This is a genomic window from Paludibacterium sp. (assembly GCF_019232825.1).
GTDB lineage: Bacteria > Pseudomonadota > Gammaproteobacteria > Burkholderiales > Chromobacteriaceae > Paludibacterium.
In genome coordinates this window covers 1-22,454 of sequence record NZ_JAFAND010000138.1, presented here as the reverse complement: position 1 = coordinate 22,454, position 22,454 = coordinate 1, and the positions used below count along the sequence as shown (strand labels likewise).

Here is a 22,454-nt window from a genome sequence, read left to right as displayed (position 1 = left end):
ACCGTGCCGCGCGACTCGGCCCAAGTGCTGGATCACTTGCAACCGCCGCCGCAAGCGGTGTTCCGCATTGCCGGCTTCGACCATCAGAACAGCTATGCCAACCCGTACGCCATTCAAGCCACCGTGTATGGCATTGCGCGCCTGGTGGCGGAGCATGGTCCGGCGCCGTCGCCCTACTGAAAGCCACACGATGAACCGACGCATTATCTCTTTACTGGGGCTGGCATGCGCAGTGCTCGCCCCCGCCCTTTACGCCGCGGAGCCTGGGATGTTCGATAAGACACAAACGTATTGCTTTGGCCGTTATCTGGTGGATATCCCGCTGGATGCGGAGTTGAAAGGGCAAGGCAATGCCTACTATGCGACGAAGATTCACACGGGCTTTGGTATCGCAGAGTTCAACGCTAAAGTGAACGCGGCGCTGACAAAGAGAAAAAACGAGCCAGGAAAACGTGGTTTCAAATATGTAAAGAGTGTCTACCCCGAAGGGGGGGATAAGCAGATCGTGGTCGGCAAAGCGGATTTATGGAGCACCACCGCCTATTCGATAGACGCTTTTGTCAGGATGTCATCGCAAAAGAAGGGCGCGGGGCAGTTCTTTTATCTGAGCGAGGAGGGGCTTCCGGCCAAGGACATCGATGCTATCGTTGCCAATTACCGCAATATCCTAGCGGCAATACGCTATCGCGCACCCCGTGACATCCCCGCCGAGCCGGGGTTCTGTATCGAAAATGGTTTCATCGCCAACGATGGCAAGACCCCTCAGGCGGAAAGAGCCGTGTTGAGCTTTGCGTTGAAAAGCCATCCCGATGTGAGGTTTAGCATTTCCAGTGATCTCTATTTCAAGCAAGAAAAACCGCTGTTGCAGCGTATGAAGGAAAGTGGCGTAGACGAGCGATTCCCAGGGAAGAATCGTGTCATTACCGCTGGGGATCGAGTGATCAACGGCATGTCAGGCCAGGAGTCGCTGGATGAGTTTCCGTCCGATGACGGCACCGGCGTAGCTCAGAGCTTCGTTTGGGAAACCCTGGGAGAGGTCGCCAATCCGTTAAAAGCATCCATCCACTTCAATATCTTCTCAGGGGAAGGGGTGGCCGGCGTCACCGGCGTATCGTCAATGAGTACGCAACAGATCCGGGCACTCTACGAAGGGATCGTCAAATCGATCCGCATCCGCCCGACCGAGGGAAAACAGTAGCATCTGTTCTACTTGAGTCCGCTCCAAAGCTTGGGAGGGAGCGCGGCTGACCGTTTTCCGTGCGCTGCTTCGCGAGCGCACGCTACGTCTCACGTCCTTTCGGTCGTTTTTTTTGACGTTAATGTCGCAAAAATATAAATTTCGGTTGCCAGAAAAGGATGATGGCAATATCATGAAAAGGTTTGGCAAAACGGGACGAGCGCGTGGCGCCAGTCCCGTTATTCATGTCAGGCGATCAAAAAAAGACTCACCAGGAGCAAGCCGTGTCTGCAACAACCGCCGCGATACTCGCACTGGCCGACGGCAGCCTCTTCACGGGGCAGGCTATCGGCGCCACTGGCCTGACTGCCGGCGAGGTGGTATTCAATACCGCCATCACCGGTTACCAGGAAATACTTAGTGACCCTTCATACTGTAAGCAACTCGTCACCTTGACGTATCCCCATATCGGCAACGTCGGCGCGAATTCGGAAGACAACGAATCTCGCGCCGTTTTTGCATCGGGACTCATCGTGCGCGACGTGCCACGCCTCCACAGCAATTTCCGAGCCGGACAATCGTTGTCCGACTACCTGATCGAACGCAATGTGGTGGCGATTGGCGGTATCGACACCCGACGATTGACGCGCATTCTGCGCGAGGGCGGCGCCCAAGGCGGCGCCATCATGGCCGGAGAGGTCGACCCGGCGCGCGCGCTCGAACTGGCGCGCGCCTTCGGCTCGATGGCAGGGCAGGATCTGGCGCGCGTGGTGACTTGCGCCGCGCCGTACACCTGGCAAGAGGGCGAATGGCGCCTGGGGCAGGGCTATGCCCCGCAGCACGATATCGCGCGCCATGTGGTCGCTTACGATTTCGGCATCAAGCACAATATTCTGCGCATGCTGGCCGAGCGTGGTTGCCGTTTGACCGTGGTGCCGGCGACGACGCCGGCCGCCGACGTGTTGGCGCTCGAACCCGATGGCGTGTTCCTGTCCAACGGCCCGGGAGATCCCGAGCCGTGCGATTACGCCATTGACGCGATCCGACAGCTGCTCGCCGCGCGCGTGCCGCTGTTCGGCATCTGTCTCGGCCATCAGTTGCTGGCGTTGGCCAGCGGCGCCACCACGCGCAAAATGAAGTTCGGTCATCACGGCGCCAACCACCCGGTGCAGGATCTCGACAGCGGCCGGGTGATGATCACCAGCCAGAACCATGGCTTCGACGTCGACGAAACCTCGCTGCCGGCCAACGTGCGCGTCACGCACCGCAGCTTGTTCGACGGCACCGTGCAGGGCATCAGCCTGACCGACCGGCTGGCCTTCGGCTTCCAGGGCCACCCGGAAGCGAGCCCGGGCCCGCAGGACGTCGCTTACCTGTTCGACCGCTTCACCGTGGCCATCGACCAGCAGCGCGCCCGTGCGCGCGCCCGCGCCTAAGGACACGACAAGGAGAACAGGATGTTGGGTATTACCGATTTAACCACCTACGTCATCGGCGTCGTCATCATCGTTTTGCTGCCCGGGCCGAACTCGCTCTACGTGCTGTCGGTCGCCGCGCAGCGCGGCATCATGCAGGGTTTTCGCGGCGCCTGCGGCGTGTTTGCCGGCGATACCGTGCTGATGACGTTGGCGGCCACGGGCGCCGCGGGGCTCCTGAGAGCCAATCCGACGCTGTTCGCGGTGATCAAATACAGCGGCGGCGCTTATCTGGCTTGGCTCGGCATCGCCATGTTGCGCGGCGGGTGGCGCGGCTGGCGTCTGCGCGGTCAGGACGTGCCCGCCGCCTCGGTGCCGGCGATCGCTTTGTCGCGGCCGTTTTCGCGCGCGTTCGCCATCAGCCTGATGAACCCCAAGGCCATCCTGTTCTTCGTGTCGTTCTTCGTGCAATTCGTCAATCCGAGCTATGTCCACCCGGCGCTGACCTTCCTGGCGCTGGGCGCCATCCTGCAATTTTTCAGCGCGTTGTATCTGTCGACGCTGATTTTTACCGGCACGCGGCTCGCCCAGGCCTTCCGCCGACGACAAGGGCTGTCGGCGGTGCTCAAGGGCGGGGTGGGGACCCTGTTCCTCGGATTTGGCGCCAAGCTCGCGCTGGCAAGCCTGAATTGAAGTGACAAAAAGACAACGAAGAGCGTGAACCATGCCTAAACGTACAGACCTTAAAAGCATTTTGATTATCGGCGCCGGCCCGATCGTGATCGGCCAGGCGTGCGAATTCGACTATTCCGGCGCGCAGGCCTGCAAGGCGCTGCGCGAGGAGGGCTACCGCATTATCTTGGTCAACTCCAATCCGGCCACGATCATGACCGATCCGGACATGGCCGACGTGACCTACATCGAGCCGATCAATTGGCCGGTGCTGGAGAAAATCATCGCCAAGGAGCGCCCGGACGCGCTGTTGCCGACCATGGGCGGCCAGACGGCGCTCAACTGCGCACTCGATCTGGCGCGCCACGGCGTGCTCGCGCGCTACGGCGTCGAACTGATCGGCGCGACTGAGGATGCCATCGACAAGGCGGAAGACCGCGGCCGTTTCAAGGAGGCGATGGAAAAGATCGGCCTATCCTGCCCGCTGTCCTTTGTTGCCGAGACCATGGAGGAGGCGTTGGCGGCGCAGACGCAAGTCGGCTTCCCCACGCTGATCCGCCCAAGCTTCACCATGGGCGGCTCCGGCGGCGGCATCGCCTACAACCGCGAAGAGTTTGCCGCCATCTGCGAGCGCGGCTTCGAGGCCTCGCCGACGCACGAGCTGTTGATCGAGCAATCGGTGCTCGGCTGGAAAGAATACGAGATGGAGGTGGTGCGCGATCGCAACGACAACTGCATCATCATCTGCTCGATCGAGAACTTCGATCCGATGGGCGTGCATACCGGCGATTCGGTCACCGTGGCGCCGGCGCAGACGCTGACCGATAAAGAGTATCAGCTGATGCGCAACGCCTCGATCGCGGTGCTGCGCGAGATCGGCGTCGATACCGGCGGTTCCAACGTTCAGTTCGCCATCAACCCCGAAGACGGCCGCATGATCGTCATCGAGATGAATCCGCGCGTGTCGCGTTCTTCGGCCCTGGCGTCCAAGGCCACCGGCTTCCCGATCGCCAAGGTGGCGGCCAAGCTCGCGGTCGGCTACACGCTGGATGAGCTCAAGAACGATATCACCGGCGGCGCCACGCCGGCGTCGTTCGAACCGACCATCGATTACGTGGTCACCAAGATTCCGCGCTTTGCCTTCGAAAAATTCCCATTGGCCGACGATCGGTTGACCACGCAGATGAAGTCGGTGGGCGAGGTGATGGCCATCGGCCGCAGTCTGCAGGAATCGATGCAAAAAGCGCTGCGCGGCCTGGAAACCGGCCTGACCGGCTTCGACCCGCGTTCGACCGACGCGGAAGAGATCGGCCATGAGCTCGGCGCGCCGGGGCCGGAGCGCATTCTGTATGTGGCCGACGCCTTCCGCATCGGCATGAGCCTCGGCGAAGTCTATGAGGAGTCGCACATCGACCCGTGGTTCTTGGCGCAGATCGAGGATCTGGTGCGCGACGAACAGGCGCTGGCCGGTGTCGCGCTCGATGCGCTCGACCGCGACGCGCTGTTCCAACTTAAGCGCAAGGGCTTTTCCGATGCACGGCTCGCCGCCTTGCTCGGCACCGACGCCGCCGCGGTGCGCGCGCGGCGCTGGGCGCTTGGCGTGCGCCCGGTCTACAAGCGGGTCGATACTTGCGCCGCCGAATTCGCCACCTCGACCGCGTACCTGTATTCCACCTACGAGGAGGAATGCGAGGCGGCGCCGAGCGCGAAGAAGAAGATCATGGTGCTCGGCGGCGGACCGAACCGCATCGGCCAGGGCATCGAGTTCGATTATTGCTGCGTGCATGCGGCGCTGTCGCTGCGCGAGTCCGGTTTCGAGACCATCATGGTCAACTGCAACCCGGAGACCGTTTCCACCGATTACGACACCTCCGACCGCCTGTATTTCGAACCGCTGACGCTGGAGGACGTGCTGGAGATCGTGCACGTGGAAGCGCCGTTCGGGGTGATCGTGCAATACGGCGGCCAGACGCCGCTCAAGCTCGCCCGCGCCTTGGAACGCTATGGCGTGCCGATCATCGGCACGTCGCCGGACATGATCGACGCCGCCGAGGACCGTGAGCGCTTCCAGCAGATGCTGCGCCAGCTGGGCCTCAAGCAGCCGAAGAACCGTACCGCGCGGAGCCCCGAGGAAGCGCTGCGCTTGGCGGCGGAAATCGGCTATCCGCTGGTAGTGCGGCCGTCTTATGTGCTGGGCGGGCGGGCGATGGAGATCGTTCATGCCGAGGAGGACCTCTCGCGCTATATGCGCGAGGCGGTGAAGGTGTCCAACGACAGCCCCGTGCTGCTCGACAGCTTCCTCAACGATGCCATCGAGGTCGACGTCGACTGCGTGTCCGACGGCGAACGGGTGGTGATCGGCGGCATCATGGAGCACATCGAGCAAGCCGGTGTGCATTCCGGCGACTCGGCCTGCTCGTTGCCGCCGTTTAGCCTGTTCCCGGCGCTGTGCGACGAGATCCGGCGTCAAACCGTCGCCATGGCGCGGGCGTTGAACGTGGTGGGGCTGATGAACGTGCAGTTCGCCATTCAGCGCGATGATATTTATGTGCTGGAGGTCAACCCGCGCGCCAGCCGGACGGTGCCGTTCGTGTCCAAAGCCACCGGCGTGCCGCTGGCGCGGGTGGCGGCGCGGGCCATGGCCGGCATCACGCTGGCCGAGCAGGGCGTCGCGCGCGAGGTGGTGCCGGCGTATTACTCGGTCAAGGAAGCGGTGTTCCCCTTCATCAAGTTCCCCGGCGTGGATACCGTGCTGGGGCCGGAAATGAAATCCACCGGCGAGGTGATGGGGGTGGGCAAGACGTTTGCCGAGGCCTTCGTCAAGAGTCAGCTTGCCGCGGGCGACGTGTTGCCCAAATCCGGCAAGGTGCTGTTGTCGGTACGCGACACTGACAAAAACGGCGTGATCGAAATCGCGCGCGAGCTGCAGCGATTGGGGTTCGGCGTGTGCGCTACCCGCGGCACGGCCAAGAGCCTGCTCGACGCCGGCATTGTCGTGCAACGCGTCAACAAGGTGACCGAGGGCCGGCCGCACGTGGTCGACATGATCAAGAACGGCGAAATCGCGTTGGTGGTGAACACCGTGACCGAGAAGCGGCAAGCGCTGCAGGACAGCCGCTCGATCCGCCGGTCGGCGCTGCAGGCGCGTATTCCGCTGCATACCACGCTGGCCGGCGCCAAGGCGGTATGCCTCGGCCTCGCGCATGCGGCCGATTTCGATGTCTACAGCGTGCAGGCGCTGCATGGCCTCTTGGCGGGCGCCGGCGACTGACGACAACGGCATGATGCCGGGCTTTGAACGCCGGACGATTTGCCGTTACAATCGGGGGTAACAGTAAAGCAAGCCAAGCCGCCGTCCCGTACGGCGGCTTGTGTTTTTGATGATGGCGGGGGTTCCGCCGTTGGAGAGAAAGAATGAGTAAAGTCCCGTTGACCGTGCGTGGCGCTGAAATGCTGAAAGAAGAGCTGCAGCGCCTGAAGAGCGTAGAGCGCCCCGCCGTGATCGAGGCCATCGCCGAAGCGCGCTCGCACGGCGACTTGTCGGAAAATGCTGAATATGATGCCGCCAAGGAGCGGCAAGCCTTCGTCGAAGGTCGTATCGCCGATCTGGAAAGCAAGTTGTCGAATGCCCAGGTCATCGATCCAACCGCGTTGGACGCCGAAGGCCGCATCGTGTTTGGCGCCACCGTGGCGCTGATGGACCTCGAAACCGAGGACGAAGTCGCCTACCAGATCGTCGGCGATGACGAGGCCGACATCAAGCACGGCAAGGTATCGATCAATTCGCCGATCGCCCGCGCGCTGATCGGCAAGGAGTCCGGCGATGTGGCCGAGGTGATGGCCCCGGGCGGCGTGCGCGAGTACGAAGTATTGGACGTGAAGTACATCTGACACGGAGGCGGGCATGGATGGCTTGAAGGCGGTAGCGAAAACCTTCTGGATCGGCGGCATGTGGGCCATCGGTATCCTGGTGACGCCGATCTTGTTCGCCATGCTCGACCATACCTCCGCCGGCATGGTCGCCGGCCGGCTGTTTCAATCGATCGCCTGGGTCGGCTTGGTGTGCGGCACCTTCCTGCTGGTGCACGCCATCTGGCGCGAAGGGGTGCGCGGGCTGAAAACTGCCGCGTTCTGGCTGGTGTTCGGCATGCTGGTCTGCACGGTGATCAATCAGTTCGCCGTGTCGCCGATCATCGCCAATCTCAAACAGCATATGAACCATGCCGCCGAAGGGCTGTTTGGCGGCGGCTTTGGCACTTGGCATGCGATTTCCAGCCTGATCTACCTGGTGCAGAGCTTGATGGGGCTGGTTTACGTGATCAAGGTCGACGGCGGCAAGTAATAAAAAAGGGTCCGATGAGACCCTTGTTCGATCAAGGCGCTGCTTTCAGCGCCTTCTTGCTTTTCGGCAGCACGATGCGCTGCTTGTCGCTGGGACGCCACAGTACCAGCAGTTTGCCGATATGTTGCACCGGCGCGGCGCCGAGTTCGTCGCAAATGCGTTCGTACATGGCCACGCGCGCGTCGCGGTCGTCGCCCAGCACGCGGATCTTGATCAGCTCGTGCGCGTCGAGGTTGATGGCGATTTCGCGCATCACCGCTTCGGACAGGCCTTGGTTGCCGATCATGACCACGGGGTCGATGCCATGGGCGAGGCCTTTGAGATACTGACGCTCAAAGGTGGAAAGTTCGATTTTCATGGATGAGTAAATTCCTGACTAAAAGCGGATTTTACTAGAATTTAGCCATAATCCCAATTTGTTGCCAGAAAGCATTTCTGGCCTAAAGAGTCATCCGGTTTATGAAACGAAGCAAATCCAGCAATGCCTGGCTGCAAGAGCATGTCAACGATCATTACGTGCACCAGGCGCAGAAGGATGGTTACCGTGCCCGTGCGGCATACAAGCTGCTCGAGATCAACGACAAGGACAAGCTGATCCGGCCGGGCACGGTGCTGGCCGATCTGGGCAGCGCGCCGGGCAGCTGGTCGCAGGTGGCGGCGCGCATCGTCGGCGACGCGGGGCGCGTGTTCGCGCTCGACATTCTGCCGATGGATCCGGTGCCGGGCGTGGATTTCATTCAAGGCGACTTCCGCGAGGACGACGTGCTGGCACAGTTCGAGGCGCTGCTGGATGGCCGCGCGCTCGATCTGGTGATTTCGGACATGGCGCCCAATATCTCGGGCATGAGCAGCATCGACCAGGCGAGGAGCTATCTGCTCAATGAGTTGGCGCTCGACTTTGCCCGCGACCATCTCAAGCCTGGCGGCCACTTCCTGGTCAAGGTTTTCCAGGGCAGCGAATTTCAGGATTATATGAAAGCGATGCGCGCGCTGTTCGCCGAAGTGGCCACACGCAAGCCCAAAGCCTCTCGCGATCGATCGAACGAAATCTATCTGTTGGGCAAAGGGCGTCGCTAGGGACCCTCTGAACAAGTTATTTGCCACTGTGTTCGGGGCGGCGCCTGGCGGTCGGTCTGCTTTGTTGCGCGGCTTGTGGATGGAATGACCATCCACTGCGCCCCGCGCCGCGCATCCCCTCACGCCAGGGGCCGCCGCAGCGGTAAATAACTTGTTCAGAGGGTCCTTAGTGCGCTTGCAATTTGCGCGGCTCAGCCCAATATCCGGAGTAACGTATGTTTTCCGGCAGGCCGCGTGGCGTTTTCGCACGCGGGAGCGGCGCCAAGCTGGACGGGAATCCTCTCTACGGCTTTTCGACAGGGGTGGCGCTGACATTACCCGCGCCGGGAGTTACAATCCGAATCAATCGGGAACCAGCAAGTAGGGCACAGAGGAGTCCGCGCTAGTGAACAATATCGGCAAAAATATCGCCATCTGGATCATCATTGGTGTTGTGCTGATGACGGTTTTCAATCAGCTCAACAAAAAGCAGGAAACGCAGGACCTGATCGTCTATTCCCAGTTCATTAGCGACGTCGAATCCGGCAAGGTCACGACGCTTACCATCGAGGGTAATCCGCTGCGTGGTCAATGGCTCAAGGGCAAACGCTCGGACGGCTCCACCTTTACCACCTATGCGCCGTACGATCCGCAACTGGTCGACGATCTGATCAAGAACAACGTGCGTTTCGCCGCCAAGCCGGAAGAAGAGCCGAGCATGCTGATGAACATCTTCATCAGCTGGTTCCCGATGCTGCTGTTGATCGGCGTGTGGGTGTTCTTCATGCGCCAGATGCAGGGCGGCGGCAAGGGGGGCGCGTTCTCGTTCGGCAAGAGCAAGGCGCGCATGCTCGATCAGGATAGCAACACCGTGACCTTCGCCGACGTCGCCGGCTGCGACGAAGCCAAGGAAGAGGTCAAGGAAATCGTCGATTACCTGCGCGATCCGAGCCGTTATCAGAGCTTGGGTGGGCGCATCCCCCGCGGCATCCTGTTGTGCGGCAGCCCCGGTACCGGTAAGACGCTGCTGGCCAAGGCCATCGCCGGCGAGGCCAAGGTGCCGTTCTTCAGTATTTCCGGTTCGGACTTCGTGGAAATGTTCGTCGGTGTCGGCGCCGCCCGCGTGCGCGACATGTTCGAACAAGCCAAGAAAAGCTCGCCCTGCATCATCTTCATCGACGAAATCGACGCGGTCGGCCGCCAGCGTGGCGCCGGCCTCGGCGGCGGCAACGACGAACGCGAGCAAACGCTCAACCAGTTGCTGGTGGAAATGGATGGTTTCGACACCAATACCACGGTGATCGTGATCGCCGCCACCAACCGTCCGGACGTGCTCGACCCAGCGCTGCAGCGTCCTGGCCGCTTTGACCGCCAAGTCGTGGTGCCGCTGCCGGATATTCGCGGCCGCGAGCAGATCCTGTCGGTGCATATGCGCAAGGTGCCGTTTGCCGCCGACGTCGAGGCGGCGATCATCGCCCGCGGCACGCCGGGCTTCTCCGGCGCCGACTTGGCCAACCTGGTCAACGAGGCGGCGCTGTTTGCCGCGCGCCGCAACAAGCGCTTGGTGGACATGGAGGATTTCGAGGCCGCTAAGGACAAGATCATGATGGGCGCCGAGCGCAAGTCGATGGTCATGAGCGAGGACGAGAAGCGCAACACCGCTTACCACGAGTCCGGCCATGCCATCGTGGCGCGATTGCTGCCCAAGACCGATCCGGTGCACAAGGTCACCATCATCCCGCGCGGCCGCGCGCTGGGCGTGACCATGCAGCTGCCGGAAGAAGACCGTTACGCTTACGATCGCCAATACCTGCTCAACCGTATCGCCATCCTGTTCGGCGGCCGTATTGCCGAAGAGCTGTTCATGAACCAGATGACGACCGGCGCTTCGAACGACTTCGAGCGCGCGACGCAAATGGCGCGCGACATGGTGACCCGCTACGGTATGTCGGACCGCCTGGGCCCGATGGTGTATGGCGAAAACGAAGGCGAAGTGTTCCTCGGCCGTTCGATCACCACGCACAAAAACTTGTCCGAAGCGACTATGCAGCAGGTCGACCAGGAAATCCGCCGCGTGATCGACGAGCAATACAACCTGGCGCGTTCGCTGCTCGACGGCAATCGCGACAAAGTCGAGGCCATGGCCGCAGCGCTGTTGGAGTGGGAAACCATCGATACCGGCCAGATCGATCAGATCATGGCGGGCGAGGCGCCTACGCCGCCGAAGGGCATGGCAGGCATCGGCAAGCAAGACAATCCTCCGCTGGGCGATCTGGCCCCGGCGGCGTCCTAAATCCTTTTCAGACCGACTGGCGGGCATGCCCGCCAGTTTTTTCATTTGTACAGCCATGATGCAATGCGGCCGCTTTCAACTTGATCTGTCCCGCCCCTTGGTGATGGGGATTCTTAACGTCACGCCCGACTCTTTTTCCGATGGCGGGCGCTTTCGCGCGCTCGACGACGCCTTGGCCCAGGCCGAGCGGCTCATGCGGGACGGCGCCGATCTGCTGGACATCGGCGGCGAGTCGACGCGGCCGAACGCGGCCTATGTCAGCCCGCAGGAAGAAATGGACCGCGTGCTGCCGGTGCTGGAACGCTTGCAAGGCGCCCCGGTTCCGCTGTCGCTGGATACGCGGCGCAGCGAGGTGATGCGGGCGGGCCTGACGCTGGGCGTCGACCTGATCAACGATGTGTCGGCGCTGGAAGACGACGGCGCGCTGGCGTTGATGCGCGATAGCCGCGCCGGCATTTGCTTGATGCACAAACAAGGCAATCCCGACTCGATGCAGCAGCGGCCGCACTACCAAGATGTGGTGGCCGAGGTGGGCGATTATCTGCGCCGCCGGGTGGCCTTGTGCCTGGACGCGGGTATCGCGCGCGAGCGCCTGTTGGCCGATCCGGGTTTCGGCTTTGGCAAGACACTGGAACATAACCTGGCGCTGTTGGCGGCGTTGCCGGCGGTTGCCGAGCGCGCCGGCGTACCGCTGCTGGTGGGACTGTCGCGTAAATCGATGCTGGGCGCGATTACCGGCGAAGCGGTGGCGGAACAGCGCCTGGGCGCGAGCGTCGCCGCGGCGCTGGAGGCGGCGCGGCGCGGCGCGGCGATCATCCGCGTGCATGATGTCAAGGAAACGCGCCAGGCACTGCAGGTGCTGGCGGCGTTGCAGCAATCATCTCTCGAGCAGGATAGTCAAAAATGACCCGTAAATATTTCGGCACCGACGGTGTGCGCGGTGAGGTCGGACAGTTTCCGATTACCCCTGAATTCGTCCTGAAACTCGGCTATGCCGCGGGCCGCGTGCTGGTGAACCATGATCGCGATCATCACCCGACGGTGCTGATCGGCAAGGACACGCGGATTTCCGGTTATATGCTGGAGGCCGCGTTGCAGGCGGGTTTCACCGCCGCCGGCGTCAACGTGCTGTTGACCGGTCCGTTGCCGACGCCGGGGATTGCCTATCTGACGCGCGCGTTGCGTTTGTCTGCCGGGGTGATGATCTCGGCTTCGCACAACCCGTTCCACGATAACGGCATCAAATTCTTCGCCGAAGGCGGGCTCAAGCTCGATGACAAGATCGAGCTGGAAATCGAAGCCATGCTGGACGAGCCGCTGGAAACCAAGCCGTCGACGGGCCTCGGGCGGGCGCGCCGCATCGAAGGGGCGGCCGAGCGCTATATCGAATTCTGCAAGAGCAGCTTCCCCAACGACCGCGACCTGAAGGGGCTGAAGCTGGTGGTCGATTGCGCGCATGGCGCGACTTATCACATCGCCCCCAAGGTGTTTCACGAGTTGGGCGCCGAAGTCATCGTCATCGGCGGCGAGCCCAACGGCTACAACATCAACGACAAGGTCGGCGCCACCCACACCAAGACCTTGCAAGCCGCGGTGCTGCAGCATGAGGCCGACTACGGCGTCGCGCTCGATGGCGACGGCGACCGGCTGATGATGGTCGACCGCCAAGGACGGGTCTATGACGGCGACCAGCTGATTTACGTGATCGCCAAGGCGCGCGCCGCGCGCGGCGAGCTCAAGGGCGGCATCGCCGGCACGGTGATGACCAACATGGGCATGGAATTGGCGCTGAAGAAACAAGGCGTCGAGTTCGGCCGCGCCAAGGTCGGCGACCGCTACGTGCTGGAAATGCTGCACGCCAAGGGCTGGCAAGTGGGCGGCGAGGCTTCGGGCCATATTCTGTGCCTCGACAAGCACAGCACCGGTGACGGCATCATCTCCGCTTTGCAGGTGCTCAACAGCCTGCACGAACTGTCGACGGATCTAAGCTGCGTGTGCGCCGACTGGCAGCCGTTCCCGCAGACGCTGATCAACGTGCGTCTGAACGGCAAGGATTGGAAAAAAGCCTCGCAAAGCGTGCTGGCTCAGGCCGAGCAGGCACTGGACGGCCATGGCCGCGTGGTGTTGCGCCCGAGTGGCACCGAACCGGTGGTGCGGGTAATGGTGGAAGCCGACGCCAGCGACCTGGCCGAGAAGTGGGCGCGGGCGATTGCCGGCGCGATCGAGGGCGTATAGAGGGAAGCAAAACCTTAACGGCGGGAGTAAAAGCCGGCCCCTACTCCCGCTTTCAAGGTGTTGCCGGTACTCCCGCAGTCGATGCGCGTGCAGGCTGAACGGCGGGAGTGAGAGCCGGCCCCACGTTTCAGCGGTAGAGCTTGGGTACGCGCAAGGTCACGCCGCACATCAGCTCGTAGGCCAACGTGCCAACCGCCGAGGCGACGGTCTCCAGCGGCACATCCTCGCCCCACAGCACCACACGGCTGCCGATGCCGGCTTGCTCGATGTGCGTCAGGTCGACCGCCAGCATGTCCATCGATACGCGCCCGACGGTGCCCGAGCGCACGCCGTCGATGCTGACCGGGGTGCCGTTGGGGGCGACGCGCGGGTAGCCGTCGGCATAGCCGCAGGCGACGATGCCAAGGCGCATGGGTTTGTCCGCGGTAAAACAGCAGCCGTAGCCGACATTGTCGCCAGGCTGCAGATGCTGGACGGCGATCACATCGGCGGAAAGGGTCATGGCCGGGATCAGGCCCAGGTCGCGGCCGGTCTGACCTTCAAACGGCGAACAGCCGAAGAGGGTGATGCCCGGGCGGACGCGATCGTGATGCGTATGCGGGTAACGGAACACCGCGGCCGAGTTGGCGGCGCTGATCGCCAGGCCGCTCTCCCGGGCGATGGGCTCGAAGCGTTGCCATTGATCGGCCACGCCGCGCTCGTCGTCGGCGCTGGCGAAGTGGGTCATGATGGTGCTGAGCGTGACGCCGTTCATATTGCGCAACTGCTGGGCGGCCATGCGTACTTGGCGCGGCAGGAAGCCCAAGCGGTTCATGCCGCTATTGACCTTGAGCCAAGCCTCGAATTGGCCATGCTTGAAATGGCCGTCCGCGAGCCAAGCCAACTGATGCTCGCTATGGATGGCGCCGGCGATGCCGTGCGCGGCCATCAATAGCGTCTCTTGTTTCTCGAACGGCCCTTCCAACAGCGCCAGCGGCTGCCGGATGCCGGCCTTGCGCAGCGCCAAGGCGTCCTCGAGGTTGAGCATGGCGAAGGCGTCCGCCTCGTCGGCCAGGGCATGGGCCACTTCCAGCGCGCCATGGCCGTAGGCATTGGCTTTGATGACGGCATAGGCTAGGCTGCCCTGTGCTTTGGCGCGCGATTGACGGTAGTTGTGCTTGATGGCGGAGAGATCGATCTCTACGCGAATGGGGCGAGTCATGTTCGAAGTCAGGTCACTAGGAGGTGTGTTATTATATTCCGCTCTTGCCCTGCTGGAACATTGTCTATCAGCACTTTCTTGTGACAAGGGTGGAGTCAGGCTACGGTAGATGGATATTCTTCAGATTCTGATCGACTTCTTCACCGGCTACGGCTACTTGGCCGTGTTCACGGTGCTCTTGCTGTGCGGTTTTGGCGTTCCTATTCCCGAGGACATCACCCTGGTGGCTGGGGGCATTATCTCCGGCTTGGGGTATACCAATGTCCACACGATGTTTGTCGTCGGTATGGTGGGCGTACTGTTGGGCGACGGCGCGATGTTTTTGCTCGGGCGCAAGCTCGGCAAGCGCGTGCTGCAGTTCAAACCCATCGCACGCGTATTGACGCCCGCGCGCTTTCGCGGCGTGCAGCAGCAGTTCAGCCGGTATGGCCACTGGGTGTTGTTCGTTGCGCGCTTTCTGCCGGGGCTGCGCTCGCCGATTTTCATTACCGCCGGCATGACGCGGCGGGTGCCGTATTGGCGCTTTTTGCTGCTGGATGGCTTTGCCGCCCTGATCTCGGTGCCGTTGTGGGTGTATATGGGTTATTTCGGCGCCGCCAACCGCGACGTGCTGTTGACCTGGATCCATCGCGGCCAGGCCGGCATTCTGACCTTGGCCACGGCGGCCATTCTTTTGGGCGTTTATCTGATTCGCCGCGCGCGCAAAAAACACGCGCTGCGGCTGGAGAAGGCGCCGTCGCCCGCCAAAGCGGGCGACGAGTGACGGGACAGCCGTTAATCGACCTGCAGCAATTCCACTTCGAATACCAGCACGGCGTGCGGCGGGATGACCCCGCCGGCGCCGCGCGCGCCATAGCCGAGCTCCGCCGGAATGGTCAGTTTGCGCACGCCGCCAACCTTCATGCCGGCCACCCCCTGGTCCCATCCCTTGATGACATGCCCCGCGCCTAGCGGGAAGCTGAACGGCTGATAGCGGTCGCGGCTCGAGTCGAACTTGGCGCCGTCGAGCAGCCAGCCGGTGTAGTGTACGGTCACTTCCTTGCCCGGCGTCGCTTCAGTGCCTTCGCCAACCGTGATGTCTTCGATAATCAGTTCAGTGGTCATGTCGTTTCCAGTAAGTAAAGTACGCCGCTGCGGATTGTAGCAGGCGCGACGTATCGACTAGGTTGTTTTTCGCCTGTCGGGGTTATATGAATGAAACAGAGAGGCGTTCTCAAATAGGAATTCATAACCGGAGGCAACATGGATCTGATTCACGATACCGTTACCGAACACATCGTTATTCGCCAAGCGGCGCCGAGCCGCATCCGCCACTGGCTGCGCCAAGCGGTGGAGGACATCCGCCGCGCGCCCGCGGACACGCTGTTCTATGGGGCGTTATTTGTCTTGATGGGCTATGTGCTGCTGTATTACTTCACCATGGCGCCGGCGTACGTGCTGGCGCTGTCCACGGCCTTTCTGCTGGCCGGCCCGTTTCTGGCGATCGGCCTGTACGATTTGGCGAGGCAGCGCGAAGGCGTGAAACGGCACGAACGCGTGTCGTTGCGCCGCAGCATGGTCGCCTGGCGCGGCAACGTCCAGGCGTTCACGCTGTACGCAGCGTTGCTGGCGGTGATGGCATTTACCTGGTTTCGCGTGTCGTTATTGGTGTTTGCGCTGTTCTACGATTATGCGGCGCTACCGTCGCTCGACGATATCGTGGCGAGGCTGCTCGATCCGCAAAATATCGTGTTCTTGCTGGTCTACTTCGCCGCCGGCTTCCTGTTCGCGCTGGTGACTTTCGTCGCCAGCGTGGTGTCGGTGCCGATGATGCTGGATAAGGAGGTCGACACGGTGACGGCGATGTTGACCAGCTTCATGGTGGTGCAACGCAACCTCAAGACAATGGCTTGGTGGGCGGCTATCATCGTGTTGCTGACCGGCGTGGGGCTCTTGACCTATTTTGTCGGCCTATTGTTCGTCATGCCGCTCGTCGGCTTGGCGACGTGGCACGCCTACCGCGATATGGTGGCATTCGAACATTGACGCGAACCCGCCTCGGGATGGGTTCGCTCCCTCCTGAGGTGTGTAGCGCATGACCGTCCACATTGTCTTTCCGGACCGGGACAGCCTGCCTGTCCCATTGCCCGAATTTCTTTTTTCCCATCGACTGACTTGTTTTGCCGAGACCGCGCCGGACGAGCTGCCGGCGCGTTGCGCCGACGCCGAGGTGCTGATTGTCAACAAGGCGCCGCTGAGTCGCGCGCTGTTGCAGGGCTTGCCGCGGCTCAAACTGATCGCCGTGGCCGCCACTGGCGTCAATAACGTCGATTTGGCGGCTTGCCGCGACTTGAAGATCGCCGTGAACAATGTGCGCCATTATGGCGACGACACGGTAGCCGAGCATGCTTTCATGCTGATGCTGGCGTTGTCGCGCGGCATGCCGGCGTATTTGGACGCGGTGCGCGCCGGAGCGTGGTCGCGTTCGCGCCAGTTTTGTCTTTACGAGGCGCCGGTGCGCGATCTTGGCGGCGCCTGTTTGGTGGTTGTCGGCTCCGGGGGGATCGGGCAGGCGTTGGCGGCCCGTGCGCGCGCGTTCGGCATGACGGTGTTGTTTGCCGAGCGCAAGGGCGTGGCGTCGCCCAGGCCGGGGTATTGCCGTTTCGAAGAGGGACTGGCGCGTGCGGACGTGCTGTCCTTGCATTGTCTGCTAACGCCGGAAACCCGCGGATTGATCGGCCGAGCGGAACTGGCGGCGATGAAGCGCGGCGCGCTGTTGATCAACACCGCGCGGGGCGAGTTGGTGGAGGAAACCGCGCTGTTGCAAGCGCTGGAGAGCGGTCATCTGGGCGGCGCCGGGCTCGACGTGTTGCGTGTCGAGCCGCCGCCCGCCGATGCGCCGCTATTGTCGAGCGCTTTGCCGAATTTGATCGTCACGCCGCATGTGGCCTGGGCCAGCGAGCAAGCGATGGCGCGTTTGGCCGCGCAGGTGGTCGACAACGTGACGGCTTTTCTGGCGGGCGAGGCGCGTAACCGGGTGGTTTAGCGTGAAAGAGATGGGGCATGGCGACGCGCGTGCCTGTGGTGCACTGCCTTCGGCGAGTGCACCCTACGCGACGACATGTCCGAGGCCGTAGGGTGCAATCGCCGCGCGACGCGCGGCATTGCACCAAATACCGCTAGCAGAGTGCTTCTTAGAGCTGATCGAGCGTCGGGCGCGGCGCGTCTTCCGCGCCCATGCCGAGCCGGGCGCGGACCGCACTGAGATAGACGTTGACGTCGGGGGGCGTCTGCGCGCGCTGCGCCTGCCAAATCATCTCCGCCAGGCAATCCATCATCGCGTGCTGGGCCGCGTGCTCGTCGCCGAGGCGCAGCGCCAGCTGCGCGTAGAGCGAGCGGATACCGAAGGGTTGGTCGATCGTGCGCTGTTCCTCGATGGCCAGATGCAGACTCATGTGCAGAAAGGGGTTGGTTTCGCCGAGTTCCGGCGGCCACTCCTGCTCCATATAGCGATCGGGGTGGTCGACGATCGGCTGGTACTCGGGGTGGGCGAACAGGATACCCAGGGTTTGGCGCTCCAGGTCGCCCAGGGCTTCTTGCGCTTTGTGCTTCGACCAGATATCAAAGAAAAAGCGACGCGCGTCTTGACGGCTTGGGTTGAACATCGAAACAGCCCGGGGAAAAAGGGGAAGTCCAAATTATACTCGATGGAGGTTTGCCATGCCCACGTTCCATGACTTCAGCGTAGCGGCCGCTGACGGCGGCATGCAATCGATGTCGGCTTACGCCGATAAAGTGGTGTTGGTGGTCAATACCGCCAGCGAATGCGGTTATACCCGGCAATACGCCGGCCTGCAGGAACTGCAACAGCATTTCGGCCAGGATCCGTTTACCGTGCTGGCCTTCCCCTGCAATCAATTCGGCGGCCAGGAGCCCGGCGGCGATGCCGCGATCCTCGATTTCTGCCAAACACGTTTCGGCGTCACCTTTCCGCTGATGGCGAAAGGCCCGGTGAATGGGCCCGAGGCCTCGGCGGTGTGGCAGTGGCTGACCCAGGCGGGCGGCAGCCATCCCCAGCCGGTGAAATGGAATTTCACCAAATTTCTGATCGATCAACAGGGACGGCTGATCAAGCGGTACGAGCCGGCGGTTGAGCCGTATGAATTGGTGGACGACATCAACCGCCTATTCCGGCGCGGCTAGGATGCGCGCTTGAAAATCACGTCCCACACGCCGTGGCCGAGGCGAATGCCGCGCAGCTCGAACTTGGTGAGCGGGCGGTAGTCCGGTCGCGGCGCGAAGCCTTCGGCCACGCTGTTGGTCAACAGCGGCTCGTGGCTGAACACGTCCAGCATCTGCTGAGCGTACTCTTCCCAATCGGTGGCGGCGTGCAGGTAGCCGCCAGGCTTGAGCTTGCGCGCGAGCTTGGCGATCAAGGGCGACTGAATCAGCCGGCGCTTGTGGTGGCGTTTCTTCGGCCACGGGTCGGGGAAAAAGATGTGGATACCGTCCAGACAGCCATCGGCCAGCATGTGGTCGATGACCTCGACCGCATCGTGGCGGATCAGGCGCAGATTGGCGAGCTGCTTCTCGTCGATCAGCTTGAGCAGGTTGCCCACGCCCGGCGAGTGTACCTCGATGCCCAGATAATCGTTGCCGGGGTTTTGCTCGGCGATCTCGGCGGTGGCGGCGCCCATGCCGAAGCCGATCTCCAGGATCTTCGGCGCCTCGCGACCAAAGGCCTGGGCCAAATCCAGCGCGGCGGGCCGGTAGTCGATGCCCCAACGCGGCATGCCGTTATCCATCGCGCGCTTCTGCGCTTCCGACAGGTGGCCTTGCCGCAAGACGAAGCTGCGAATATGCCGTTGAAAATCCGGGTTTTCCATCGTGTAGACCGTCAAAAATCCAAAAACAGGTGATGTTACCGAATCTTGCCGTCCAGAGCGAGCGTGGCGTCGGCGAGAAACGCGCGCACCGAGGGATAGCGCAGTGCGGCGCCCAATTCCCGTTTGAGCCGGCGGTTGTCGAGGCGGCGCGATTCGGCCAGAAACGAGGCTTGCACCGGGGTGAGGCTCTGTTGCAGCGTCGCCAACGGCAGCCGGGGAGGACGGGGTAGTCCGAAGCGCTCGGCCAGCAGGTCGAACCAGTCGCCAAAGCGGATCGGCTCGTCGTCGCAGGCGTTATAGATCCGGATGCCGCCTCGGCGCCGCAAAGCCAGCGCGCACAGGCGCGCCAGATCGTCGGCATGGATGTGGTTGCCGTAACTGTCGTCCTCGGCCATGGCGACCGGCGTGCCGGCGTGAAGCCGCGCCAGCGGCAGCCGGTCGCCGGCGTAGATGCCTGGCGCGCGCAGGATCGTCACGGCCATCGGCCAGGCGGCGGCGCGGCGCAGACAGCGCTCGGCGGCCAGGCGGCGGCGCGCCCGCGCGGTGGCGGGGCGGCATGGCGCGCACTCGTCGATCCACTGTCCGTCGCGGTTGCCATAGACGCCCGAAGTGCTGATATAGACCAGGCGCTGTGGTATGCTGTCGGCTTTTCTCAACGCAGACAATAGGTTAAGCAAGCGCGGGTCATGCGTTGTGCTTGACGGCGGCGGCGCGGTGTATAGCACGGCCTGCGCCAGGCCCGCGAGCCGGGCGAGACTTGCGGCATCGTCGAGATCGGCGAGGATAGGCACGATACCTAGGTCGCGCGCCGATTGTCGCTGATCCGCCGTGTGCGTCAGCGCGAGCAAGCGCCAGTGTCCGCGCAGCAGCGGTACCGCCCGGCGGGCCACGTCGCCCAGACCGGCAATGAGAAGTGTCTGCATGATGCTCACTATTTTAGCGAATTCAAGGTAAGGGCAAGATGGTATCTCAAGTCAAAGTGCAACCGAGCGGGCATGCGTTTGGTGTCGAAGCCGGTGAAACCATTCTCGAAGCGGCGCTGCGCCAGGGTATCGGCCTGCCGTACGGCTGCCGCAATGGCGCCTGTGGCGCTTGCCGCGGCAAGGTCGTCAGCGGAGAGGTCGAGGCCAACGGCTATTCCGAGCAGGCGTTGTCCGAGCAGGATCGCGTGCAAGGCTATACCTTGTTTTGCTGCGCGCATCCCAAAGGGGACGTCACCATCGAGGCCAACGAGCTGACCAGCGCCGGGCAGATTCAGATCAAGACCTTGCCTTGCCGCGTGGAAACGATCGAGAAAATCCACGATGTCGCCGTGCTGCGCCTGAAGCTGCCGGTCTCCGAGCGGCTGCAGTTCCTGGCCGGCCAATACATCGACATCCTGATGAAGGATGGCAACAAGCGTAGTTTCTCCATTGCCAATGCGCCGCATGACGACGCCTTCATCGAATTGCACATCCGTCATCAGCCGGGCGGTTCATTCTCGGAATATGTCTTCAACCAGATGAAGGAACGCGAGATCATGCGTTTCAAAGGGCCGATGGGCTCGTTCTTCATGCGTGAGGATTCCGACAAACCGATCTTGTTGCTGGCCAGCGGCACGGGCTTCGCGCCGATCAAGGGCATCGTCGAACATGCTTTGTTTGCCGGTAGCAAGCGTCCCATGGTGTTGTATTGGGGGGCGCGCACTCAGCCCGACCTTTATCTGTCGGCATTGGCCGAGCGTTGGCAGGCCGAGCACCCCGATCTGTTCCGCTACGTGCCGGTTTTGTCCGAGGTCGGCGGGAGCGATGGCTGGCAGGGCCGTACCGGCTTCGTACATCAGGCGGTGTTGGACGACTTCGCCGACCTGTCCGGCTACCAGGTTTATGCCTGCGGCGCGCCGGTGATGGTGGAGGCTGCGCACCGCAGTTTTACCGCCGAGCGCGGCCTGCCGGAGAACGAATTCTTCTCCGATGCGTTCTTCTTGGCCAAGGACATGCAGGGCAGATAAAAGCGCCGAATTTGGTCTTGCCCAAATGCGACCCGGAATATCTGTTTCGGGTCGCATTTTTTGCCGCATGGCGCCCTAATACGGCGCCATGTGCGCTTTCATCGCGGGCATGTGATGTGCCACGTCAAAACGCGCTGCCGCGGTTCTTGCCGGTAGGTCGCGCTGTAATTAATTGATTTTATTTTGTTATCTCTTTTTTGTTGCGACGCAATATTTCATGCGTGCCGCAAGGCGCTGCCATTTTTTTACATATGAAAATTGCAAAATATCGAGCTGGGTCAAGGGGTCGGGTTTGCTGAGGCGGTCCCGTCGCAGAGCTTGGACGGCTATCTTACTGTTTAATTATTTAATAATATTTAGCTCATAAACGTATGCCGCTTTTCAATAGCTGCGGCATATTCCGCCGGCGTGAGAGGGTTGCGCCGGCCGCCATCCACACCCCGCGAAGCGGTCGCCGGGCGGTGACCGCCAAAACCCATTTGGATGCAAGTCCAAGGAGTGCAACATGACCAAGTTTGGTGTCCATTCGGAATGCGGCAAGCTGCGAAGTGTTCTCGTCAGCCGTCCCAATCTGGCTCACAAACGTCTGACCCCTGCCAACTGTGATAGCTTGCTGTTCGATGACGTGATTTGGGTGGAACGCGCCCAGCAAGATCACGCGTTCTTCGTCGAACAAATGCGCTCGCGCGGCATCGAGGTGGTCGAACTCATGGATGCGCTGGGCAAAGTGCTGGACGACAAGGCGGGCCGCGGCTGGCTGTTGGACCGCAAGGTGAAGCCCGATAACGTCGGCATCGGCATGCAGAAGGAACTGCGCGCCTGGCTCGACGAAATGCCGTCCGCGCAACTGGCCGAGTACATGATCGGCGGTATCGCCAAGTTCGAGCTGCCGTTCGACGCCAAGGGCCTGTTCGGCGGTTACCTCGATCGCTCCGACTTTGTGCTGCCGCCGGTGCCGAACATCTTGTTCCAGCGCGATACCACCTGCTGGATGTACGAAGGCGTGACGCTCAACCCGATGTACTGGCCGGCGCGCCGTCAGGAAACCCTGCTGTTGCAGGCGGTTTACCAGTTCCACCCGTATTTCGCCGGCAAGGTGAACGTATGGTGGGGCGACAGCGACAAGGACTACGGTCTGGCGACGCTGGAAGGCGGCGACGTGATGCCGATCGGCAACGGCGTGGTCCTGATCGGCATGGGCGAGCGCA

Annotated in this window: 23 protein-coding genes; 17 read left to right on the top strand and 6 right to left on the bottom strand. The window is 62.2% G+C overall.

The window, feature by feature from the left end; all coding sequences use genetic code 11:
• From JOZ06_RS18000 to JOZ06_RS17970, 7 genes are all read left to right on the top strand, one after another.
• Positions 1–180, top strand: a 180-nt coding sequence (locus JOZ06_RS18000; RefSeq protein ID WP_293234948.1) for a hypothetical protein, incomplete at its 5' end; no start/stop codon positions are given.
• A 10-nt stretch (positions 181–190) separates the two neighbouring features.
• Positions 191–1,198 carry a T6SS immunity protein Tli4 family protein gene (locus JOZ06_RS17995; protein ID WP_293234946.1) on the top strand — a complete coding sequence of 336 codons (1,008 nt, stop codon included), beginning with the start codon at positions 191–193 and terminating at the stop codon, positions 1,196–1,198.
• 263 nt (positions 1,199–1,461) lie between these two features.
• Complete coding sequence (gene carA / locus JOZ06_RS17990) at positions 1,462–2,613, top strand: glutamine-hydrolyzing carbamoyl-phosphate synthase small subunit (RefSeq protein WP_293234944.1); 1,152 nt, start codon at positions 1,462–1,464, stop codon at positions 2,611–2,613.
• A 21-nt stretch (positions 2,614–2,634) separates the two neighbouring features.
• A complete protein-coding gene (gene leuE, locus JOZ06_RS17985) occupies positions 2,635–3,285 on the top strand; it encodes a leucine efflux protein LeuE (protein WP_293234942.1) in 651 nt (216 codons plus the stop codon).
• Between the two features lie 31 nt (positions 3,286–3,316).
• Positions 3,317–6,535 carry a carbamoyl-phosphate synthase large subunit gene (carB, locus tag JOZ06_RS17980; RefSeq protein ID WP_293234940.1) on the top strand — a complete coding sequence of 1,073 codons (3,219 nt, stop codon included), beginning with the start codon at positions 3,317–3,319 and terminating at the stop codon, positions 6,533–6,535.
• Between the two features lie 143 nt (positions 6,536–6,678).
• Positions 6,679–7,155, top strand: coding sequence for a transcription elongation factor GreA (gene greA, locus JOZ06_RS17975; RefSeq protein ID WP_293234938.1), 477 nt, complete (start codon positions 6,679–6,681; stop codon positions 7,153–7,155).
• A gap of 13 nt (positions 7,156–7,168) precedes the next feature.
• Positions 7,169–7,606, top strand: a complete 438-nt coding sequence (locus JOZ06_RS17970) for a DUF4149 domain-containing protein (protein ID WP_293234936.1) — start codon at positions 7,169–7,171, stop codon at positions 7,604–7,606.
• Positions 7,607–7,637: 31 nt separating this feature from the next.
• Here the strand turns inward: JOZ06_RS17970 and yhbY are convergent, their stop codons facing one another.
• Entirely contained in the window at positions 7,638–7,958 is a 321-nt protein-coding gene (yhbY, locus tag JOZ06_RS17965; protein WP_293234952.1) for a ribosome assembly RNA-binding protein YhbY, read from the bottom strand.
• Positions 7,959–8,065: 107 nt separating this feature from the next.
• Between yhbY and rlmE the strand changes: the two genes are divergently transcribed.
• The 4 genes from rlmE to glmM all read left to right on the top strand — a co-directional run bounded on the left by rlmE (position 8,066) and on the right by glmM (position 13,190).
• Positions 8,066–8,683 carry a 23S rRNA (uridine(2552)-2'-O)-methyltransferase RlmE gene (gene rlmE / locus JOZ06_RS17960; protein WP_293234934.1) on the top strand — a complete coding sequence of 206 codons (618 nt, stop codon included), beginning with the start codon at positions 8,066–8,068 and terminating at the stop codon, positions 8,681–8,683.
• Between the two features lie 385 nt (positions 8,684–9,068).
• Positions 9,069–10,955, top strand: a complete 1,887-nt coding sequence (gene ftsH / locus JOZ06_RS17955; RefSeq protein WP_293234932.1) for an ATP-dependent zinc metalloprotease FtsH — start codon at positions 9,069–9,071, stop codon at positions 10,953–10,955.
• Between the two features lie 43 nt (positions 10,956–10,998).
• The gene (gene folP / locus JOZ06_RS17950; RefSeq protein WP_293234950.1) at positions 10,999–11,862 is read left to right on the top strand and encodes a dihydropteroate synthase; all 864 of its coding nucleotides are present in this window, start codon (positions 10,999–11,001) and stop codon (positions 11,860–11,862) included.
• Entirely contained in the window at positions 11,859–13,190 is a 1,332-nt protein-coding gene (gene glmM / locus JOZ06_RS17945; protein WP_293234930.1) for a phosphoglucosamine mutase, read from the top strand. Before folP ends, glmM begins: the two co-directional genes overlap by 4 nt.
• Positions 13,191–13,317: 127 nt before the next feature.
• Here the strand turns inward: glmM and alr are convergent, their stop codons facing one another.
• Positions 13,318–14,391: an alanine racemase gene (gene alr / locus JOZ06_RS17940; RefSeq protein WP_293234928.1), complete on the bottom strand. Its 1,074-nt coding sequence runs from the start codon at positions 14,389–14,391 to the stop codon at positions 13,318–13,320.
• 109 nt (positions 14,392–14,500) lie between these two features.
• Between alr and JOZ06_RS17935 the strand changes: the two genes are divergently transcribed.
• Complete coding sequence (locus tag JOZ06_RS17935) at positions 14,501–15,154, top strand: DedA family protein (RefSeq protein ID WP_293234926.1); 654 nt, start codon at positions 14,501–14,503, stop codon at positions 15,152–15,154.
• An 11-nt stretch (positions 15,155–15,165) separates the two neighbouring features.
• On the opposite strand, the gene JOZ06_RS17930 is transcribed toward JOZ06_RS17935, so the two are convergent.
• Positions 15,166–15,495: an FKBP-type peptidyl-prolyl cis-trans isomerase gene (locus JOZ06_RS17930; RefSeq protein ID WP_293234924.1), complete on the bottom strand. Its 330-nt coding sequence runs from the start codon at positions 15,493–15,495 to the stop codon at positions 15,166–15,168.
• 138 nt (positions 15,496–15,633) lie between these two features.
• Between JOZ06_RS17930 and JOZ06_RS17925 the strand changes: the two genes are divergently transcribed.
• Together JOZ06_RS17925 and JOZ06_RS17920 are read left to right on the top strand one after the other, a co-directional pair.
• Positions 15,634–16,416, top strand: a complete 783-nt coding sequence (locus JOZ06_RS17925) for a DUF2189 domain-containing protein (protein WP_293234922.1) — start codon at positions 15,634–15,636, stop codon at positions 16,414–16,416.
• Between the two features lie 49 nt (positions 16,417–16,465).
• A complete protein-coding gene (locus JOZ06_RS17920) occupies positions 16,466–17,416 on the top strand; it encodes a D-2-hydroxyacid dehydrogenase (RefSeq protein WP_293234920.1) in 951 nt (316 codons plus the stop codon).
• A gap of 148 nt (positions 17,417–17,564) precedes the next feature.
• Here the strand turns inward: JOZ06_RS17920 and JOZ06_RS17915 are convergent, their stop codons facing one another.
• Positions 17,565–18,035, bottom strand: a complete 471-nt coding sequence (locus JOZ06_RS17915; RefSeq protein ID WP_293234918.1) for a DUF1841 family protein — start codon at positions 18,033–18,035, stop codon at positions 17,565–17,567.
• 55 nt (positions 18,036–18,090) lie between these two features.
• Between JOZ06_RS17915 and JOZ06_RS17910 the strand changes: the two genes are divergently transcribed.
• Positions 18,091–18,573: a glutathione peroxidase gene (locus JOZ06_RS17910; RefSeq protein ID WP_293234916.1), complete on the top strand. Its 483-nt coding sequence runs from the start codon at positions 18,091–18,093 to the stop codon at positions 18,571–18,573.
• On the opposite strand, the gene trmB is transcribed toward JOZ06_RS17910, so the two are convergent.
• Positions 18,570–19,256, bottom strand: coding sequence for a tRNA (guanosine(46)-N7)-methyltransferase TrmB (gene trmB, locus JOZ06_RS17905; protein ID WP_293234914.1), 687 nt, complete (start codon positions 19,254–19,256; stop codon positions 18,570–18,572). The two genes, JOZ06_RS17910 and trmB, sit on opposite strands and share 4 nt — an antisense overlap.
• Before the next feature lie 35 nt (positions 19,257–19,291).
• Complete coding sequence (locus JOZ06_RS17900) at positions 19,292–20,179, bottom strand: NAD-dependent epimerase/dehydratase family protein (RefSeq protein ID WP_293234912.1); 888 nt, start codon at positions 20,177–20,179, stop codon at positions 19,292–19,294.
• Between the two features lie 38 nt (positions 20,180–20,217).
• On the opposite strand from JOZ06_RS17900, the gene JOZ06_RS17895 reads away from it, so the two are divergent.
• Entirely contained in the window at positions 20,218–21,246 is a 1,029-nt protein-coding gene (locus JOZ06_RS17895) for a CDP-6-deoxy-delta-3,4-glucoseen reductase (RefSeq protein ID WP_293234910.1), read from the top strand.
• Positions 21,247–21,751: 505 nt separating this feature from the next.
• Positions 21,752–22,454: arginine deiminase family protein (locus tag JOZ06_RS17890; protein ID WP_293234908.1), on the top strand; the 703-nt coding region annotated here is incomplete at its 3' end.

Coding starts and splice junctions, on each gene's coding strand:
- carB (WP_293234940.1), top strand. CDS start 3,317: ATGCCTAAACGTACAGACCTTAAAAGCATTTTGATTATCGGCGCCGGC.
- greA (WP_293234938.1), top strand. CDS start 6,679: ATGAGTAAAGTCCCGTTGACCGTGCGTGGCGCTGAAATGCTGAAAGAA.
- JOZ06_RS17995 (WP_293234946.1), top strand. CDS start 191: ATGAACCGACGCATTATCTCTTTACTGGGGCTGGCATGCGCAGTGCTC.
- JOZ06_RS17915 (WP_293234918.1), bottom strand. CDS start 18,035: ATGTTCAACCCAAGCCGTCAAGACGCGCGTCGCTTTTTCTTTGATATC.
- alr (WP_293234928.1), bottom strand. CDS start 14,391: ATGACTCGCCCCATTCGCGTAGAGATCGATCTCTCCGCCATCAAGCAC.
- JOZ06_RS17935 (WP_293234926.1), top strand. CDS start 14,501: ATGGATATTCTTCAGATTCTGATCGACTTCTTCACCGGCTACGGCTAC.
- glmM (WP_293234930.1), top strand. CDS start 11,859: ATGACCCGTAAATATTTCGGCACCGACGGTGTGCGCGGTGAGGTCGGA.
- JOZ06_RS17925 (WP_293234922.1), top strand. CDS start 15,634: ATGGATCTGATTCACGATACCGTTACCGAACACATCGTTATTCGCCAA.
- JOZ06_RS17970 (WP_293234936.1), top strand. CDS start 7,169: ATGGATGGCTTGAAGGCGGTAGCGAAAACCTTCTGGATCGGCGGCATG.
- JOZ06_RS17895 (WP_293234910.1), top strand. CDS start 20,218: ATGGTATCTCAAGTCAAAGTGCAACCGAGCGGGCATGCGTTTGGTGTC.
- JOZ06_RS17930 (WP_293234924.1), bottom strand. CDS start 15,495: ATGACCACTGAACTGATTATCGAAGACATCACGGTTGGCGAAGGCACT.
- rlmE (WP_293234934.1), top strand. CDS start 8,066: ATGAAACGAAGCAAATCCAGCAATGCCTGGCTGCAAGAGCATGTCAAC.
- leuE (WP_293234942.1), top strand. CDS start 2,635: ATGTTGGGTATTACCGATTTAACCACCTACGTCATCGGCGTCGTCATC.
- JOZ06_RS17900 (WP_293234912.1), bottom strand. CDS start 20,179: ATGCAGACACTTCTCATTGCCGGTCTGGGCGACGTGGCCCGCCGGGCG.
- JOZ06_RS17910 (WP_293234916.1), top strand. CDS start 18,091: ATGCCCACGTTCCATGACTTCAGCGTAGCGGCCGCTGACGGCGGCATG.
- trmB (WP_293234914.1), bottom strand. CDS start 19,256: ATGGAAAACCCGGATTTTCAACGGCATATTCGCAGCTTCGTCTTGCGG.
- JOZ06_RS17920 (WP_293234920.1), top strand. CDS start 16,466: ATGACCGTCCACATTGTCTTTCCGGACCGGGACAGCCTGCCTGTCCCA.